The sequence below is a fragment of the Paraburkholderia agricolaris genome (genome assembly GCF_009455635.1).
Lineage (GTDB): Bacteria > Pseudomonadota > Gammaproteobacteria > Burkholderiales > Burkholderiaceae > Paraburkholderia > Paraburkholderia agricolaris.
This window is the reverse complement of record NZ_QPER01000002.1, coordinates 728,165-742,220: the sequence shown is the minus strand read 5'-3', so window position 1 is coordinate 742,220 and position 14,056 is coordinate 728,165. Positions and strand designations below refer to the sequence as shown.

Below are 14,056 nucleotides of genomic sequence, written 5' to 3'. Positions count from 1 at the left end.
ACCCGCTAACGTTGGGCAAGATGTGCCACATGACTGCGCATTTGCTGCACTAGAATGAATTTTCACCGTACTGGATCGTGCTGGCGAACCGCACCTGTCCAGCCCAGGTAGGACGTGTGTTGGAGGGACAAACCATGCCGACGTACCAATATCGCTGCGAGAAATGCGGCGAGTTGTTCGAGCACGCTGAACATCTCGCTGAACATGAGAGCGCTCATCCGCTCTGCCCGAAGTGCGGAAGCGAGACCTGTCAGCACGTGCCGACACCCTTTGTCGCGAAGACGTCCAGAAAGAGCTGAGTTCTCTTAACTCGCGTCGGTGGCGTTCTATTTCCGCAAACAATGTACGCGGCTGAAGTGCGGACGGCGCGCAGGCGTAAGCATGTGCTCACGACATAGCACGCCGCCAATCGTCAATTGTCAGTCGTCAGCCGCCGGCCTTCAACGCGTGCCAGGCAGCAGGATTCGCTCGTCTACCTGACGGATGTCGGTGTGCCCGCAAAAGGCCATGGTGATGTCCAGTTCCTTGTGGATGATCTCGAGGCACCGCGTGACGCCCGCCTCGCCCATCGCACCCAGGCCGTAGAGGAAGCTGCGCCCGATCAGCGTGCCTTTCGCGCCGAGCGCAACCGCCTTCAGCACGTCCTGTCCGCTGCGAATGCCGCCGTCCATCCACACTTCAATGCGCGAGCCGACCTCGCGTGCGATTTCGGGCAGCGCCGCGATCGAAGAGGGTGCACCGTCCAGTTGGCGCCCGCCATGGTTGGAGACGATCAACGCGTCCGCGCCGCTGTCGGCGGCAAGGCGCGCATCTTCAGCATCGAGGATGCCTTTCAGAATGAGCTTGCCGCCCCACTGCTTCTTGACCCACTCGACGTCCGCCCAACTCAGCGTGGGATCGAACTGCTCGGCGGTCCACGAGCCCAGCGAGGACAGATCGCCCACACCCTTCGCATGACCGACGATGTTGCCGAAGGTACGCCGCCGGGTGCCGAGCATGCCGAGACACCAGCGCGGCTTGGTCGCGAGATTGACGAGATTCGCGGGGGTCAGCCTGGGCGGCGCCGAGAGCCCGTTCTTGATGTCCTTGTGGCGTTGCCCAAGAATCTGCAGATCCAGTGTCAGCATCAAGGCGCTGCACCCTGCCGCGCGAGCGCGCTCGATCAACCGCACAATGAAATCGCGGTCGCGCATCATATAAAGCTGGAACCAGAACGGTTTGGTGGTCTGGGCGGCAACGTCCTCGATCGAACAGATACTCATCGTGGACAAGGTGAACGGCACGCCGAATTTCTCGGCCGCGCGTGCCGCGAGGATTTCACCGTCGGCATGCTGCATGCCGGTCAAACCCGTCGGCGCGATCGCCACCGGCATGGCGGCCGCCTGACCGACCATTTCCGTGTGCGTGCTGCGGCCGGCCATGTTGACCGCCACGCGCTGACGCAGCTTCAGGCGCTGGAAATCGCTCTCATTGGCGCGGTAGGTACTTTCAGTCCACGAGCCGCTGTCGGCGTAGTCGTAGAACATGCGCGGCACACGCCGTTGAGCGAGCACGCGTAAATCTTCGATGCAGGTGATGACGGGCACGATTTCTCTCTGCGCAGGGAACAAGGGACCGAGTGTACGTTGTGGAGATAGTCACCCGGTATTCCGGTAATTCCTTAGGACAATTCAATCAGGCTTCACGTAAAGGCTTCTGGCAAGCCGCCAGCGCCGCGCCGGCCGCCAGCAGCAACGCGGAATAAACCAGCCCGCGGGCGAGACCTGCGCCATCCGAGACCCAGCCGATCACCATCGGCCCGACGATCTGTCCGAACGCAAACACGATCGTGAATGCGCTGATGCCCTTGGCCCAGTGACTCACCGGCAAATTGTGGCGCACGAACGCCGTGGTCGACGCAACGGCCGAGAGAAACGTCGCGCCGAACAACACGCCGGAGACGAACGCCACCCAGGGTTGCGTGAACAACGCGGGCAGCAGCGTTGCCACCGCGAGCAACGCGTTGAGTATCGCGAGCGCATGCCCGCCACGCATCCGGTCGAGCAGACCGGACCACAGGCGCGCCGATACCACGGTCGCCACACCGAGCAACAGGTAGAAGCCGGTCACCACCGCCGCACTCATGCCCGCGTTGCGCAGCAGCGCGACGATGAACGTCATGTAGCCGATATAGCCGACACCGAACAATCCATAGCCCGCCAGCGCGAGGCTGAAACGCGGCCAGCGCGGCGCTTCGGCGGTATCGGCAGCATGTGCGGCGGACGAGCCAGGCGCATGAACCTTGTCGATCTTCCTGGCGGCGCCGACGGCAATCGCGGCAAATGCCGCACACGCCGCCGCGAGCGCGAACCACGCAAACTGCCAGCCATGCACGGCGTCGACAATCGTCAACGGCACCAGCACCGACGAGGCGACGATGCCCCAGCCGGTCCCGCCGTAATACAGGCCGAGCACCAATCCCGCCTCGTGCGGTCTCGCGGATGCAAGCCGCGCCGCAAGCACGCCGCCGCTGATGAAAATCGCCGCGCTGCTCACGCCGGTAACCACACGCAACGCGAGCAGCGAATGTGTGTCGGCCAGCAAACCGCTGATCGCCATCAGAAGCGCGGTGACCGCGCAGCCGGCGCCGAACAGTACACCGGCCGGCCAGCGGCGCGCGAGTTGCGGAAAGGCGAGCGCGCCCAGCAGATAGCCCAGCGCATTGGCGGTGTTCATCGCGCCAGCCTCGGCAAAGCTCCAGCCGAGGTCGAGTTTCATCGACGGCAACAGCAGCGCGTAGGCAAAACGGGCAAGGCCCAGCGCGATCGCGCTGCCTAACGACAGGCCAATGGCCAGCATCAAGGTAGGCAGGCGCTGCGCCGCTTCAATGGGGTGTGAGGTCGATGCGATGTCTCGAGTTTTTATTGGCATTGGCTAGCGTGGGTAGACAAGGATGCGCAGGCTTGCTGCGGCATTTCGCCATCATAGCCGGGGGCGCCTCGCGCGGTTGACCGTTAGTTGCAAGTATGAGCCCGGCATTCGGCTGCAAGCCCTCCGCACCACCCGCAGCGTGTGCCAATCCGCGATGCCATGCGCTGTCCAATTCACTTTCTAAATGCGAATGATTTGCATTTACTGGAAAATTGGCTCATCATACGGCCCATACCATCAGCCGAATACCAAAATCATGAGCACGCTCGATATCAGCCGTCCTGGAACCGCAAGCGAACGCACAGCAACCGCGCCTCAGTCCGCCGCCAGCGCCAAGGCGACGGCCGCGCTTGAGGTGCTGCTGTCGCGCCAGTCTCATTGGCCGCTCACCGAGCCGGGACCGGCAAGCACCGAGCTCGATCTGATTTTCGACGCTGCCTTGCGCGCGCCCGATCACGGCAATCTGCGGCCGTGGCGCTTCGTGACGATCCGCGGCGACGCACGCGACCAACTGGGCGACGTGCTGGTCGACCTCGCCTGCGCCCGTTCGCCCGGCGAGCCGCGCTCAGCGCATGCGCATCGGCGCCAGAAGGCATTCGCAGCGCCCCTCGTGATCGCGCTAGGCGCAGCGCTCTCGGCCCACTCGAAAGTGCCCGAAACCGAGCAGTTGCTGGCGGTTGGCGCCGCCACGATGAACATGCTGAATGCGATCCACGCGCTCGGCTACGGCGGCTTCTGGGCCACCGGACCAGACTGCTACGAACCCCAACTGCGCGAGGCGCTGGGCTTCGCGCCGAACGAGCAGCTAGTGGGATTCCTGTTTGTCGGCACGCCGAAAACGCCCGGCCAGGCACCGGCACGTCCGGCGCGCAGCGAGCACGTACGCGAATGGCTGCCGGCACAACCCGCAAAGACTTGAAGCACGCCCTGACGCAAATCCTGCGTCATCGCCTATCCGTCGCAAGCGACATGCGCTGGCCTGCGACGCGGCTCTCATCCGATCAGGCCGGCGCGACTCATTGGACCGTGTCCATTCAGGAGCATCGATGAACTTCCGCTCTCAATACAGCAGCCGTCCCGAACTGGTCGACGACCACGTGGCGGACACCGCCAATGCACCCGATCGCACGGTCCTCAGCGCAGTACGCACGTGGCTGCGGCCAGCGTGCGAAACGGCGCGCGGCGGCGTGCACTGGCGCGACATCCTGAGCGGCGTGGGACTGCGGCAGGACGGCATCGAACATTTCGATCTGCTGATGCGTTCGCTGATGCACGTGTCCTATCGCCCGCTCGACATGCGATGCCGCTGCGCCAGCGATCTCGGCAAGGACGAAGCCGTGATTCTGCAAACCATCGCGCTGCTGCAAAAAACGCACAGCGGCGCGGCCTTGCGCATGCTGAACGAATGGCTGCCGGCGCCGGCTGTCAGTGGTGTGTTGAAGCTGATTCGCTGGTTCGCCATCGACCTGCTCGACGCCGGAGTCGAACTCGACGTGCAAGCGCGCCGCGTCACGTATATGCATTGAGGGCCCAAGCGTATGCCGATGGAACTCGCTTATCGCACGTCCTCGCATGGGCGCGACAGCATCGAGCCGCAGACGGCGAACCGCGCCAACGTCCTGCACGCCGATCAACCGGCTCGAAGCACCCACGCTATCGTCCATGCCGTCGCGCCGGAATTCGTCTCGCATCCGCTGACGCGCCACTATCCGGCCAGTGTCGCCGCGCCGCGCGCGGGTGAATTGCAGATGTGGCGGTTTCGCTGCGAGTGGCTGCCGGTGCCGGTCCAGGAAGGCGAAGCGTGGCTCTCGAAGGTCGAGCGCGAACGTGCACGGCTTCATCCGAACTCGGCGCTGCGCAAACGCTTTATCAGCGCGCGCGTGGTGACACGCTGGATCGTCGCCAATCTGTTCGACTGCGAACCGCAGGCCGTCGATTTGCAGGACGACGGCCATGAAAAACTGCGCGCGCGCCATCCGCATGACGGTCGAGGCATCACAATCGATATCGCATACGCCGGCATCTGGATCGTGATCGGCATTGCATCGGCCACGCTCGGTCTGAGCGTCGTCGTCCCCTCGCCCGGCGCCACGCCCGACGATACGCCGGAAGGCTCACGCCGACGCGCGCGTTACGGCAGCTTGTGCAATGCGTTGCGCTATGCGCCCGTCGATCTCGACCTGGATCTGCTGTCGAGCGATACCGCCGTCGGCGCGTTCGATCTGGCGGAGCATGGCCGCTGGCATGTGCTCGATTTACCGATGTCGGGCAAGATTCGCGCGGCAGTTGCACTCGCGCAGCCCGTCACGCGGGTGCAGGCGATTGGATGGCCGAAAGCGATGGTGTTTGGCGAACCCGGCAAGTAGACGCCTGGCGCCACGCACGCCTCGTATTACGCGAACGTTTTCGTCGACCACGCCACGCAGGCGATATAGCCTTCCGGCGCCGCGATCCAATGCGCGGCAAGCTCGCGCATGTCGTCGGGAATCTGCTTGCGTAGCGTCACTTGAAGACCGTCGCGCGGCAGCACCGTGAGATGCTGCAAGCCACGCGTGATGCCCACGCCCGTTGTTTTGACGAGCGCTTCTTTCGCGACCCATGCGTCGTAAAACGCACTGATCTGCTGTGCGGCGTCCAGCCGCTCGATCCATGCCGCCTCGCTCGTGTCGAGCGTCAGCGATACGATCGAACGCCAATCGAAGGTATCGCTGCATTGCTCGATATCGACGCCGACACGCTGGCGCGGCGACATCGCGATCAGTCCGTGCGCACCCGCATGCGAGACGTTGAAGTCGCAGGCGTTGGAATCGGCGAGACAGGGACGGCGGTTTTCATCGAGCCTGAATCGGACGGCGTGTGCGGTCATGCCGAGATGTCGCGCGAGTTGCTCGCGCAACGCCACACGCACGGTGGCAAAACGCAGCGCGTCTTCGTGGCGGTGAAAGTTGCCGGCTCGCGTGCGTTCGTCGCTGCTAAGCGCGGCGAACGCGGCATCTTCCAACGATGCTTCGAAAGCGAAATCGACCCGCCACAACGAAACGTCGGATGGGCCTTCATGCGGTAGTGGAACAGGTTCGATTGAATACATCGCGAGGATTCGGACGTTGGACGCGCACAAGCAAGAGACTTTACGCGACTCTACCCGATATGACGTTCAAACCGGCTCTATCTCCTACTCCGAACAGGCGTTCGCAAAGCGGCGACATTCAACGATGGTTGTGGCACCCTCTTCTTTCGCGCCCCTCCAATCGCACCGGACCCGGCGGCCCGCAGGATGCGGCGGAAAGTGGCGCATTCCATATGGCTCGGTGCGGGACAGGCAGCAGCGTGCCGTAGGCCATCGCGCATGGCGGTCAGTTGGCGGATTGTCCTGTCGAGTTCGTCTGCCTTCATCACCAGCATCTGCCGGTCGATGCGCGGCTGCCCGTCCGGCGCAAACATTTGCGCAATCTCTTCCAGCGAAAATCCCGAAGCGCGTCCCAGCGCGATCAGTGCCAGCCGGTCCAGCACGTCCCCGTCGAACAGGCGGCGCAACCCGCGTCTGCCGGTAGACGCAATCAGCCCCTTTTCCTCATAGAATCGCAGTGTCGATGCAGGAATACCGGATTGCTGCGCCACCTCGGCGATGTCTAGCCTGATCATCCCTTGACCTCAAGTCGACTTGAACTTGCATAGTGTAGCTTCCGCTCCCGGGGAGCAAACACAGGACAACGACCATGGATGCCAATCACCCGAACGCAAGTACACAGGCAGCGCTTTGGAACGGCAGCTCAGGCCGCGCGTGGGTGGCCGAGCAGCAGGTGCTCGACCAGATGTTCAAGCCGCTCGAAGATCTGCTCGTCGACGGCATCCGCGCCGGGTCCGCAACGCGAGTACTCGACGTCGGCTGCGGCACGGGCAGCACGACCCTGACTGCCTCAAGGCGGCTGGGTGCGAAGGCCCATTGCATCGGCGCCGACATTTCAGCACCGATGATCGAGGTCGCCCGAACGCGCGCGGAACAGGAGCGCTCGACGGCAAGCTTCATCTGTGCCGACGCGCAGACCTACGCCTTCGAGCCGGCGTGCTTCGACTGGATCATGTCGCGCCTGGGCGTGATGTTCTTCGACGATCCGGTCGCAGCCTTCGCGAATCTGCGGCGCGCCGCCAGCGATCGCGCCGAACTACGCTGCATTGCCTGGCGGAGTGCCGCGGACAATCCGTTCATGAGTACCGCCGAGCGCGCCGCCGCGCCGCTGTTGCCGAGTCTGCCCGTTCGCCAGCCGGGTGCGCCTGGACAGTTTGCCTTCGCCGACCGGAACAAGGTGTCATCCATTCTGGAGGCGAGCGGATGGACCGGGATCGACATCCAGCCACTCGACGTGGAGTGCGCGTTTCCGGAGAACGAACTGATCGGCTATTTCACCCGGCTTGGCCCCGTCGGTTTGAGCCTTCAAACGGCAGACGAGCCGACTCGCGCCCGAGTGATCGAAACGGTTCGCGCCGCCTTCGACCCCTACGTGCACGGCACCGAAGTTCGCTACACGGCGGCCTGCTGGATGATCAACGGCCGCGCGCCATCCGCCTGACCGGCGCCTCGCAAGGGACGCCCTTAGACGCGCTTCATTTCCTTCGGTACGCCGAGCAGCAACGCCACGCCGCTGGCGAACAATAGCGCGGTCAGCAGATACAGCGCGTTATCCATGCTGCCGGTGTGCGTCTTGATCAGACCGATCACCCACGGGCTGACAATCCCGCTCGTAATGCCGATGCTGCTGATCAGCGCAATCCCCGCGGCGGCAGCCGCGCCGGACAGATAACCCGACGGCACGGTCCAGAAAATCGGCAACGCGGCGAAGATCAGTACGGCAGCCACCGAGAGAATCGCGAGCATCGCCGGAAAGCTGCTCAGATGAAGTGTCAGAAGCGAGAGCGCGATACCGCCGCCGATCGTGCAAACCGCGAAGTGCCGGCGTCGTTCGCCACGGCGGTCCGAGTGACGCGCAATCAGAATCAGGCCCACTGCGCCGACGGCATTCGGAATCACGGTGTACAGGCTGATCGCCAGCACATCGTGAACGCCGAAGTCGCGAATCATCAACGGCATCCAGAAATTCAGCGTCAGCGACGCACAGGTGAGCGAGAAGTAGATGAACGCAAACAGATACACCCGAGGATTGCGCAGCGCTTGCATGACAGAGCGCGATGAATGTGCGTCCGAATGTGCGTCCGAATGTGCGTCGAATGCCGCGCGGCGATCTTCATCGCGCTGCGCGATCAGTTGCGCCTTTTCTGCGGCGGTGAGCCAGCTTGCCTGCTGCGGGCCGTCGAGCAGATAAAACGCGGCGAGCAAGCCAAGTACGATGGCCGGCGCGCCTTCGATCACGAACATCCACTGCCAGCCGAACAGCCCCATCACGCCGCCCATATCGCGCATGATCCAGCCGGACACCAAGCCGCCGAGCACACCCGCCACCGCGACGCCCGCGAAGAAAATCGACAGAACGGCCGCGCGCCGCCGCGCCGGGTACCAGTAGGTCAGATACAGCACGATGCCGGGAAAGAAACCCGCTTCGAACACGCCGAGCATGAAACGCAGCACGTAAAAGTGCATGGGCTTCGACACCAGCATCATGCCGACCGACGCGATGCCCCACAGCAGCATGATCCGCGTGAACGTTCGGCGCGCGCCAAAACGCGCCAGCAACATGTTGCTCGGCACCTCGCACAGCACGTAGCCGATGTAAAAAACCGCCGCCCCCAAACCGTACATAGCGTCACTGAAACCGAGGTCGTGCTTCATCTGCAATTGCGCGAAGCCGATATTGATGCGATCGAGAAACGACACCACGTAACACAGGAATAGAAACGGAATAATCCGCATCGAGACCTTGCGATACAACAAGTCGTCCTGCACAGCAGCGGATACGCCCGGTGCGAGCGTGGGGGCGAGGGATTGGCTCATCGATTATCTCCAAACGTGAGGGTCCAACGGACCCGCTGGGTCCGGCGTCTCGATGCGCCGCGTTGTCTGTTTGCTACGGGAACGGAACGGCATGCGGCGCTATAGGTACGCCACTTGCCATGGTGAATTGCGCGTGGCTCGAACGGCCACGCGCGTAAGCGTTTTAATTACTGCGGCCTGCCGTCACTCGTGCTCAGGCGGCCAGTGAATGCGTTGGTGCGCCTTGCAGCGAAACATCAACCACGCCTGCACGTGCGTGCCGCATCGCTTCAAGCAACGTCAAGTGATCGCCGATATGGTTGGCCAGCAACAGGATCAGTTGCGCATTGGCCGACTGACTCTGCGCGTCGTCCAGATCGCGATGCATGTCGATCAGCGCCTCGTAGAAATCGTCGGGGCGGGCGAGATTGGGTTGCGTGTTCAATGCCATGACTGTCTCCTGCTATTTTCTTTTGCCGGTGCGCTGCGGGTGCCCTGCTTCAGGCCGTACCTTCCACGCACAACGCCCGCTTCAATGCGCCTTGTACAAAGCTCACGTCCAGTTGCCGACGACGCGCGCAGACGTGTTGATCGGGGCGGATCAGATAGAACGTGCCGGGTTGGCCGTCATAACGTGCGGCGACAAGACCGTCGACGTCATGCACCACCTTGACATCCGAAGCCAACGCGATCTGTGCATCGCCACTCGTCACCACAACGAGCTTCAGCGGAACCGGCCCGCTTCGCAATGCGTCCAGCGCAGCTTGCGTCGACTGATCCATACCTTGCGAGCCGCAGAACAGCACGCCCGTAAATTGCTGGCCGAGTTGCTGTAACAGCCATGCAGGTTGCCCGTCTGCACGAACCGGTGCATCGACGCACGATGCGCCCGGCACCATCGGACCTTCAAAGCTCTCGCTGTCCAGTGTATTCAACGGAGAATCACGCAGCACCGCCGGCACAGACAGCCGGCCGCTATTCGTCAACTGCCGCGCGAACGGGTGGTGCCGTGCGAGCTTCAGCACCGCATCGCGGAACACGCGGCTCACGGGGCTCTTCGGCGTGATGAAATCGGTCGAGCGCGTGGAATTGCGGATGTTTTCATCCGCGGCGAATTCGCGCTCGCTTGCATACGTGTCGAGCAGCGTATCGGACGCTTTACCGTCGAGCACCATCGCCAGTTTCCATGCGAGGTTCTCCGCATCCTGCACGCCGCTATTCGCGCCGCGCGCGCCGAACGGCGACACGCCATGCGCGGAATCGCCCGCGAACAACACGTTGCCGTGCCGGAACCGATCCATGCGCAAACACGAAAACGTATAGACGCTGACCCATTCCAGCTCGAACTTCGCGTCCGGTCCAAGCAACGCGCGCACACGCGGCATCACCCGTTCCGGTGTTTTCTCAAGCACCGGATCGGCGTCCCAGCCCAACTGGAAATCGATTCGCCACACGTTGTCCGGCTGGCGATGCAACAGCACCGATTGATTCGGATGGAACGGCGGATCGAACCAGAACCAGCGTTCAGTTGGAAACTCCGCTTCCATCTTCACGTCGGCGATCAGGAAACGGTCTTTGAAAGTGACGCCCTTGCTGTCGAGTCCCATCAGATTGCGCATCGGACTGCGCGAACCGTCGGCGGCCACTACATAGCGGCCGCATAACGGGTATTGACCATCGGGCGTGTCGATCGTCAGCGTTACGCTGGCGTCCTGCGTGCCTGGTGTGCCGCTCTGCTGCACGCCGACCACCTTGCTCCTCCAGCGAATCTCGAGATTCGGCATCTCCTGCGCGCGTTCGAGCAGAAAACCTTCGACGTAGTACTGCTGCAGATTGATGAACGCGGGCCGATGATGACCCGCCTCCGGCTGCAGATTGAACGTGTACACCAGTTCATCTTTCAGGAACACCTTGCCGACATTCCAGCTAATGCCCTTGTCCACCATGCGCTGCCCGCAGCCGAGCCGATCGAAGATATCGAGCGACCGCTTCGAAAAGCAGATCGCCCGCGATCCGGTGGACAACGAACAATCGTCGTCGACCAGTACGACCGGCACGCCCTGCTGCGCGATATCGATCGCGGTAGCGAGGCCCACCGGCCCCGCGCCGACCACGATCACGGGATAACCCGCCTGCTCCGCGCCGCTTTGCTCGCGGCACGGCCGATACTCGAACGACAGCGTCTGGTAGTTGATGCTCATCTTGTGTCTCCGTCCTTCTCTTCTCTGCTCTGCTTGACGCTTTCCGGCGTTTCTATGCGGTGGTCAGATTTTCAATCAGGCTTGCAGTGCGTCCCACATTTCCTTGTCCCGTTGCGCGGTCCAGATGCGCGGATGCGTGATGCCGCTCGCTTCGTCGAACGCACGCGAAACGTCGAACGGCAGGCAATGCTCATAGATGAACACGTGGCCGAACTTCGGGTCCATTGCCTTGCGCGTATGCGCCATCGCGGCTTTCAGATCGAGCTTCTGTTCGACGGCTTCACGGCCTTGCTGGAGCAGCGTGGTCACGAAGTCTTTCGTGTAATCGAGGCCCTTGTTGACGTCTTCCGGCGTGGTCAATGCAGGACCGCGGCCCGGCACCAGCTTCTCGGCCTTCAGCGCGCGCAGCGCTTCGAGCGTGGCCGGCCATTGTTCGAGTTGAGCGTCGCCGCAATAGCAGGCTGCGTCGTATTCAACCAGGTCGCCGGAGAACAGCACCTTCTGCGACGGCAGCCACACCACCGTATCGCCCTTCGTATGACCGGCGCCCAGATGCGCGATACGCACTTCCAGCTTGCCGAGGAACAGCGTCATTTCTTTTTCGAACACCAGCGTGGGCCACGTCAGACCCGGCACGGTTTCAACGCCGGCGAACAGACGCGGGAAGCGTTCGATTTCCGACTTCATGTCCGCTTCGCCGCGCTCGACGATCATCTCGTAGGTGCCGCGGCTCGCGATCACTTCCTGCGCGCCCTCTTCGAAATACGCCGACGCACCCAGCACGCGCACCGCGTGGTAGTGCGACAGCACGACGTACTTGATCGGTTTGTCGGTGACGCTGCGAATCTTCGCGATGAGGTCTTGCGCCATGGCCGGCGTGGCGGTGGTGTCGACGATCAGCACGCCGTCGTCGCCGATGATCACGCCCGAGTTCGGATCGCCTTCAGCGGTGTACGCGTAAGCGTTCTCGGACAGCTTGGTCCAAGTGACTTTCTTGACTTCCAGGTCTGCCTGGGATGCGAATGCCTTTGCCATGCTTGTCTCCCTCAAAAGTGGAATGTGAGGCGAGACGGCCGGCTGCGCGTACGGATTTCAGATGCGCGGGCTGACTGTATTGGGGGTTGTCTCGCCCCGTTTTGACTCTGTGACTGCACCGGTATGTCGGGGTGAATGCATCTTATGGCCGTGCCAGTTTATTTGTCAATAGCGAAATGTATCGCTATACGCAAATCTCGGAGCGTCTAAGATAAGGACAGGATGGCGCGGGCTTTCGCACGGGGCATCGGCTAACATGGACCCTTTTTACGGACGAGCGCGGGTGTGAGCACAGCAGCGAAATCGGCCGCCGGCAAGGGCGCGGGCGGCAGCGAGACGGCAGACGGCGGCAAGACGCAGCGCGGAATTCAGAGCGTCGAAGTGGGCGGCCGCGTGTTGCTGGCGCTCGCGCAGGCGCGCAGTCCGCTCGCTTTGTCCGATCTCGCCGCCGCCGCGCAGATTGCGCCGGGGCAGGCGCACGCCTATCTGGTTAGCTTGAGCCGCTTAGGTCTGATCAAACGCGACGAATTGTCGGGCCGTTATGAACCCGGTCCGTTGTCGTTGCGGCTTGGCTTGATGCATCTGGAGAACCAGCCGGCGTTTCGCGCCGCCGTGCCGCGCGTGGCGGCGTTGGCCGAGGCAATCGGGTTTAGCGTCGCGATCTGTATTGCCGGGCCGCAGGGGCCGACCATCGTCCGCTATGAACATGCGGGCTTTCCGCTGCATGTGAATCTGCATGTGGGCACGGTGATGTCGCTGCCGGCCACGTCGACGGGGCGCGTGTTTTGCGCCTATCTGCCACGCGAAGCGCTGGCGGCGATGTGGGCGAATCAGTCGGGCTCGCGCGATAGCGCCATGACGCCATCTGGCGACAGCGCCGCGTTCGAGGCCGCTTTGAACGACATCCGTGCGCGCGGACTCGCATTCAGCGTTGACGCGCCGAGTCCGGGCATCAGCAGTTTGAGCGCGCCGGTGCTCGATGCCAGCGGCCACTTGTGCCTCGCGCTGACGGTGATCGGCTCGACCGGCGCGATCGACGTCACCGCCCAGGGTCCGACGGCTCGCGCACTGCTTGCTGCCGCTCATGACATTGGCGCTGAACTGGCGGCCGCGCCTTCTTTGCTGGCTTCTTCCGCATCGTGACCGATTCCTTCGACACCGCTTACACAGGCACCGGCGCTTCTGCTGCGTCGGCCGCTTCCGCCGATGCGAAACCGCAGCGCGGCATCCAGTCGCTCGATAGCACCGGCGAGTTGCTTGGCGCGCTGGTAGCAGCCGCGCGGCCCTTGAGCCTGCGCGATCTTGCGGCTTTAGCCGGCATGCCGCCGGCTAAAGCGTTTCCGCATCTGGTGAGTCTGCTCAAGATCGGCTTGCTGAATCGCGATGCCGCTGGTTGCTTCGAAGCCGGGCCTTTAGCACTGGAGCTTGGCTTGATCGGCTTGCAGCGTTTGTCGCCCACGCGGGAAGCCGAACCGGAAGTGGTCGAACTGGCGGCGTCGACGGGAATGAGCGTCGCGATGGCGGTGCTTGGGCCACTCGGGCCGACCGTCGTGCGCCTGGAAGAATCAGCGCGGCCGCTGCATGTGAGCTTGCGGGTCGGCACGGTGATGTCGCTGGTGAATACCGCTATCGGGCGCGTGTTTGCTGCTCACGTCGCGGACGATGTGCGCCACGGCCTGCTGGCGCAAGATCATTTGCGGCTGGCGGGCGCCGAGGCGGAGGAGACAAAGGCCTACACCCAACGCCTCGCGCAAATCCGCGCGGACGGCATCGACACCGCACTGAGCCGGCCGGTGCCAGGCATCGACACCCTGGCTGCGCCGGTGCTGGACCATACCGGCAGCATCTGCCTGGTGCTCGCGGTGATGGGGCCGAGCGGCAGCTTCGACAGCGAACTCGCGGGCGGCCCCGCGCAGACTTTGCGCGCCGCCACCCTGAGGCTGTCGCGGCGCTTTGGGTGGATGACGGCGGCAGGCGGGGCCTGAAA

At 63.2% G+C, this 14,056-nt stretch carries 15 protein-coding genes; 7 read left to right on the top strand and 8 right to left on the bottom strand.

The features are described 5' to 3' along the window. The first annotated feature begins 134 nt into the window (after nucleotides 1-134). Nucleotides 135-299 (top strand): FmdB family zinc ribbon protein, encoded by a 165-nt coding sequence (locus GH665_RS24830; protein WP_153139837.1) that lies wholly within the window; start codon nucleotides 135-137, stop codon nucleotides 297-299. Between the two features lie 141 nt (nucleotides 300-440). Here the strand turns inward: GH665_RS24830 and GH665_RS24825 are convergent, their stop codons facing one another. After that, complete coding sequence (locus GH665_RS24825; protein ID WP_153139835.1) at nucleotides 441-1,586, bottom strand: alpha-hydroxy acid oxidase; 1,146 nt, start codon at nucleotides 1,584-1,586, stop codon at nucleotides 441-443. Between the two features lie 88 nt (nucleotides 1,587-1,674). Further along, nucleotides 1,675-2,910, bottom strand: a complete 1,236-nt coding sequence (locus tag GH665_RS24820; protein ID WP_153139833.1) for a YbfB/YjiJ family MFS transporter — start codon at nucleotides 2,908-2,910, stop codon at nucleotides 1,675-1,677. A 256-nt stretch (nucleotides 2,911-3,166) separates the two neighbouring features. Between GH665_RS24820 and GH665_RS24815 the strand changes: the two genes are divergently transcribed. The 3 genes from GH665_RS24815 to GH665_RS24805 all read left to right on the top strand — a co-directional run bounded on the left by GH665_RS24815 (nucleotide 3,167) and on the right by GH665_RS24805 (nucleotide 5,276). Beyond that, nucleotides 3,167-3,829, top strand: coding sequence for a nitroreductase family protein (locus GH665_RS24815; protein WP_153139831.1), 663 nt, complete (start codon nucleotides 3,167-3,169; stop codon nucleotides 3,827-3,829). Nucleotides 3,830-3,956: 127 nt separating this feature from the next. After that, complete coding sequence (locus GH665_RS24810) at nucleotides 3,957-4,436, top strand: hypothetical protein (RefSeq protein WP_153139829.1); 480 nt, start codon at nucleotides 3,957-3,959, stop codon at nucleotides 4,434-4,436. Between the two features lie 18 nt (nucleotides 4,437-4,454). After that, nucleotides 4,455-5,276: a 4'-phosphopantetheinyl transferase family protein gene (locus GH665_RS24805; protein ID WP_246216362.1), complete on the top strand. Its 822-nt coding sequence runs from the start codon at nucleotides 4,455-4,457 to the stop codon at nucleotides 5,274-5,276. A 26-nt stretch (nucleotides 5,277-5,302) separates the two neighbouring features. On the opposite strand, the gene GH665_RS24800 is transcribed toward GH665_RS24805, so the two are convergent. After that, nucleotides 5,303-5,998 (bottom strand): 4'-phosphopantetheinyl transferase family protein, encoded by a 696-nt coding sequence (locus GH665_RS24800; protein WP_153139827.1) that lies wholly within the window; start codon nucleotides 5,996-5,998, stop codon nucleotides 5,303-5,305. A 77-nt stretch (nucleotides 5,999-6,075) separates the two neighbouring features. After that, nucleotides 6,076-6,552 (bottom strand): helix-turn-helix domain-containing protein, encoded by a 477-nt coding sequence (locus GH665_RS24795; RefSeq protein WP_153139825.1) that lies wholly within the window; start codon nucleotides 6,550-6,552, stop codon nucleotides 6,076-6,078. A gap of 74 nt (nucleotides 6,553-6,626) precedes the next feature. Here GH665_RS24795 and GH665_RS24790 point away from each other — a divergent pair, with 74 nt between their 5' ends. Beyond that, nucleotides 6,627-7,478, top strand: coding sequence for a class I SAM-dependent methyltransferase (locus tag GH665_RS24790; RefSeq protein ID WP_153139823.1), 852 nt, complete (start codon nucleotides 6,627-6,629; stop codon nucleotides 7,476-7,478). A gap of 23 nt (nucleotides 7,479-7,501) precedes the next feature. Here GH665_RS24790 and GH665_RS24785 read toward each other — a convergent pair whose 3' ends face one another. From GH665_RS24785 to GH665_RS24770, 4 genes are all read right to left on the bottom strand, one after another. After that, on the bottom strand, nucleotides 7,502-8,854 hold the full coding sequence (locus GH665_RS24785; protein ID WP_153139821.1) for an MFS transporter: 1,353 nt from the start codon (nucleotides 8,852-8,854) through the stop codon (nucleotides 7,502-7,504). A 193-nt stretch (nucleotides 8,855-9,047) separates the two neighbouring features. Beyond that, nucleotides 9,048-9,284, bottom strand: coding sequence for a DUF2783 domain-containing protein (locus tag GH665_RS24780; RefSeq protein WP_153139819.1), 237 nt, complete (start codon nucleotides 9,282-9,284; stop codon nucleotides 9,048-9,050). 49 nt (nucleotides 9,285-9,333) lie between these two features. Beyond that, the gene (locus tag GH665_RS24775) at nucleotides 9,334-11,034 is read right to left on the bottom strand and encodes an FAD-dependent oxidoreductase (RefSeq protein ID WP_153139817.1); all 1,701 of its coding nucleotides are present in this window, start codon (nucleotides 11,032-11,034) and stop codon (nucleotides 9,334-9,336) included. A 75-nt stretch (nucleotides 11,035-11,109) separates the two neighbouring features. After that, complete coding sequence (locus GH665_RS24770; protein ID WP_028195103.1) at nucleotides 11,110-12,069, bottom strand: MBL fold metallo-hydrolase; 960 nt, start codon at nucleotides 12,067-12,069, stop codon at nucleotides 11,110-11,112. A 285-nt stretch (nucleotides 12,070-12,354) separates the two neighbouring features. On the opposite strand from GH665_RS24770, the gene GH665_RS24765 reads away from it, so the two are divergent. Both GH665_RS24765 and GH665_RS24760 read left to right on the top strand, forming a co-directional pair. Beyond that, the gene (locus GH665_RS24765; RefSeq protein ID WP_153139814.1) at nucleotides 12,355-13,212 is read left to right on the top strand and encodes an IclR family transcriptional regulator; all 858 of its coding nucleotides are present in this window, start codon (nucleotides 12,355-12,357) and stop codon (nucleotides 13,210-13,212) included. Beyond that, a complete protein-coding gene (locus tag GH665_RS24760; RefSeq protein ID WP_153139812.1) occupies nucleotides 13,209-14,054 on the top strand; it encodes an IclR family transcriptional regulator in 846 nt (281 codons plus the stop codon). The genes GH665_RS24765 and GH665_RS24760 overlap by 4 nt, the downstream gene beginning before the upstream one ends. Nucleotides 14,055-14,056 lie beyond the last annotated feature (2 nt).

Bases quoted from the DNA above. Each gene is read 5' to 3' on its own strand.
- GH665_RS24830 (WP_153139837.1), top strand. From the start codon at position 135: ATGCCGACGTACCAATATCGCTGCGAGAAATGCGGCGAGTTGTTCGAG.
- GH665_RS24820 (WP_153139833.1), bottom strand. From the start codon at position 2,910: ATGCCAATAAAAACTCGAGACATCGCATCGACCTCACACCCCATTGAA.
- GH665_RS24815 (WP_153139831.1), top strand. From the start codon at position 3,167: ATGAGCACGCTCGATATCAGCCGTCCTGGAACCGCAAGCGAACGCACA.
- GH665_RS24810 (WP_153139829.1), top strand. From the start codon at position 3,957: ATGAACTTCCGCTCTCAATACAGCAGCCGTCCCGAACTGGTCGACGAC.
- GH665_RS24805 (WP_246216362.1), top strand. From the start codon at position 4,455: ATGGAACTCGCTTATCGCACGTCCTCGCATGGGCGCGACAGCATCGAG.
- GH665_RS24800 (WP_153139827.1), bottom strand. From the start codon at position 5,998: ATGTATTCAATCGAACCTGTTCCACTACCGCATGAAGGCCCATCCGAC.
- GH665_RS24795 (WP_153139825.1), bottom strand. From the start codon at position 6,552: ATGATCAGGCTAGACATCGCCGAGGTGGCGCAGCAATCCGGTATTCCT.
- GH665_RS24790 (WP_153139823.1), top strand. From the start codon at position 6,627: ATGGATGCCAATCACCCGAACGCAAGTACACAGGCAGCGCTTTGGAAC.
- GH665_RS24785 (WP_153139821.1), bottom strand. From the start codon at position 8,854: ATGAGCCAATCCCTCGCCCCCACGCTCGCACCGGGCGTATCCGCTGCT.
- GH665_RS24780 (WP_153139819.1), bottom strand. From the start codon at position 9,284: ATGGCATTGAACACGCAACCCAATCTCGCCCGCCCCGACGATTTCTAC.
- GH665_RS24775 (WP_153139817.1), bottom strand. From the start codon at position 11,034: ATGAGCATCAACTACCAGACGCTGTCGTTCGAGTATCGGCCGTGCCGC.
- GH665_RS24770 (WP_028195103.1), bottom strand. From the start codon at position 12,069: ATGGCAAAGGCATTCGCATCCCAGGCAGACCTGGAAGTCAAGAAAGTC.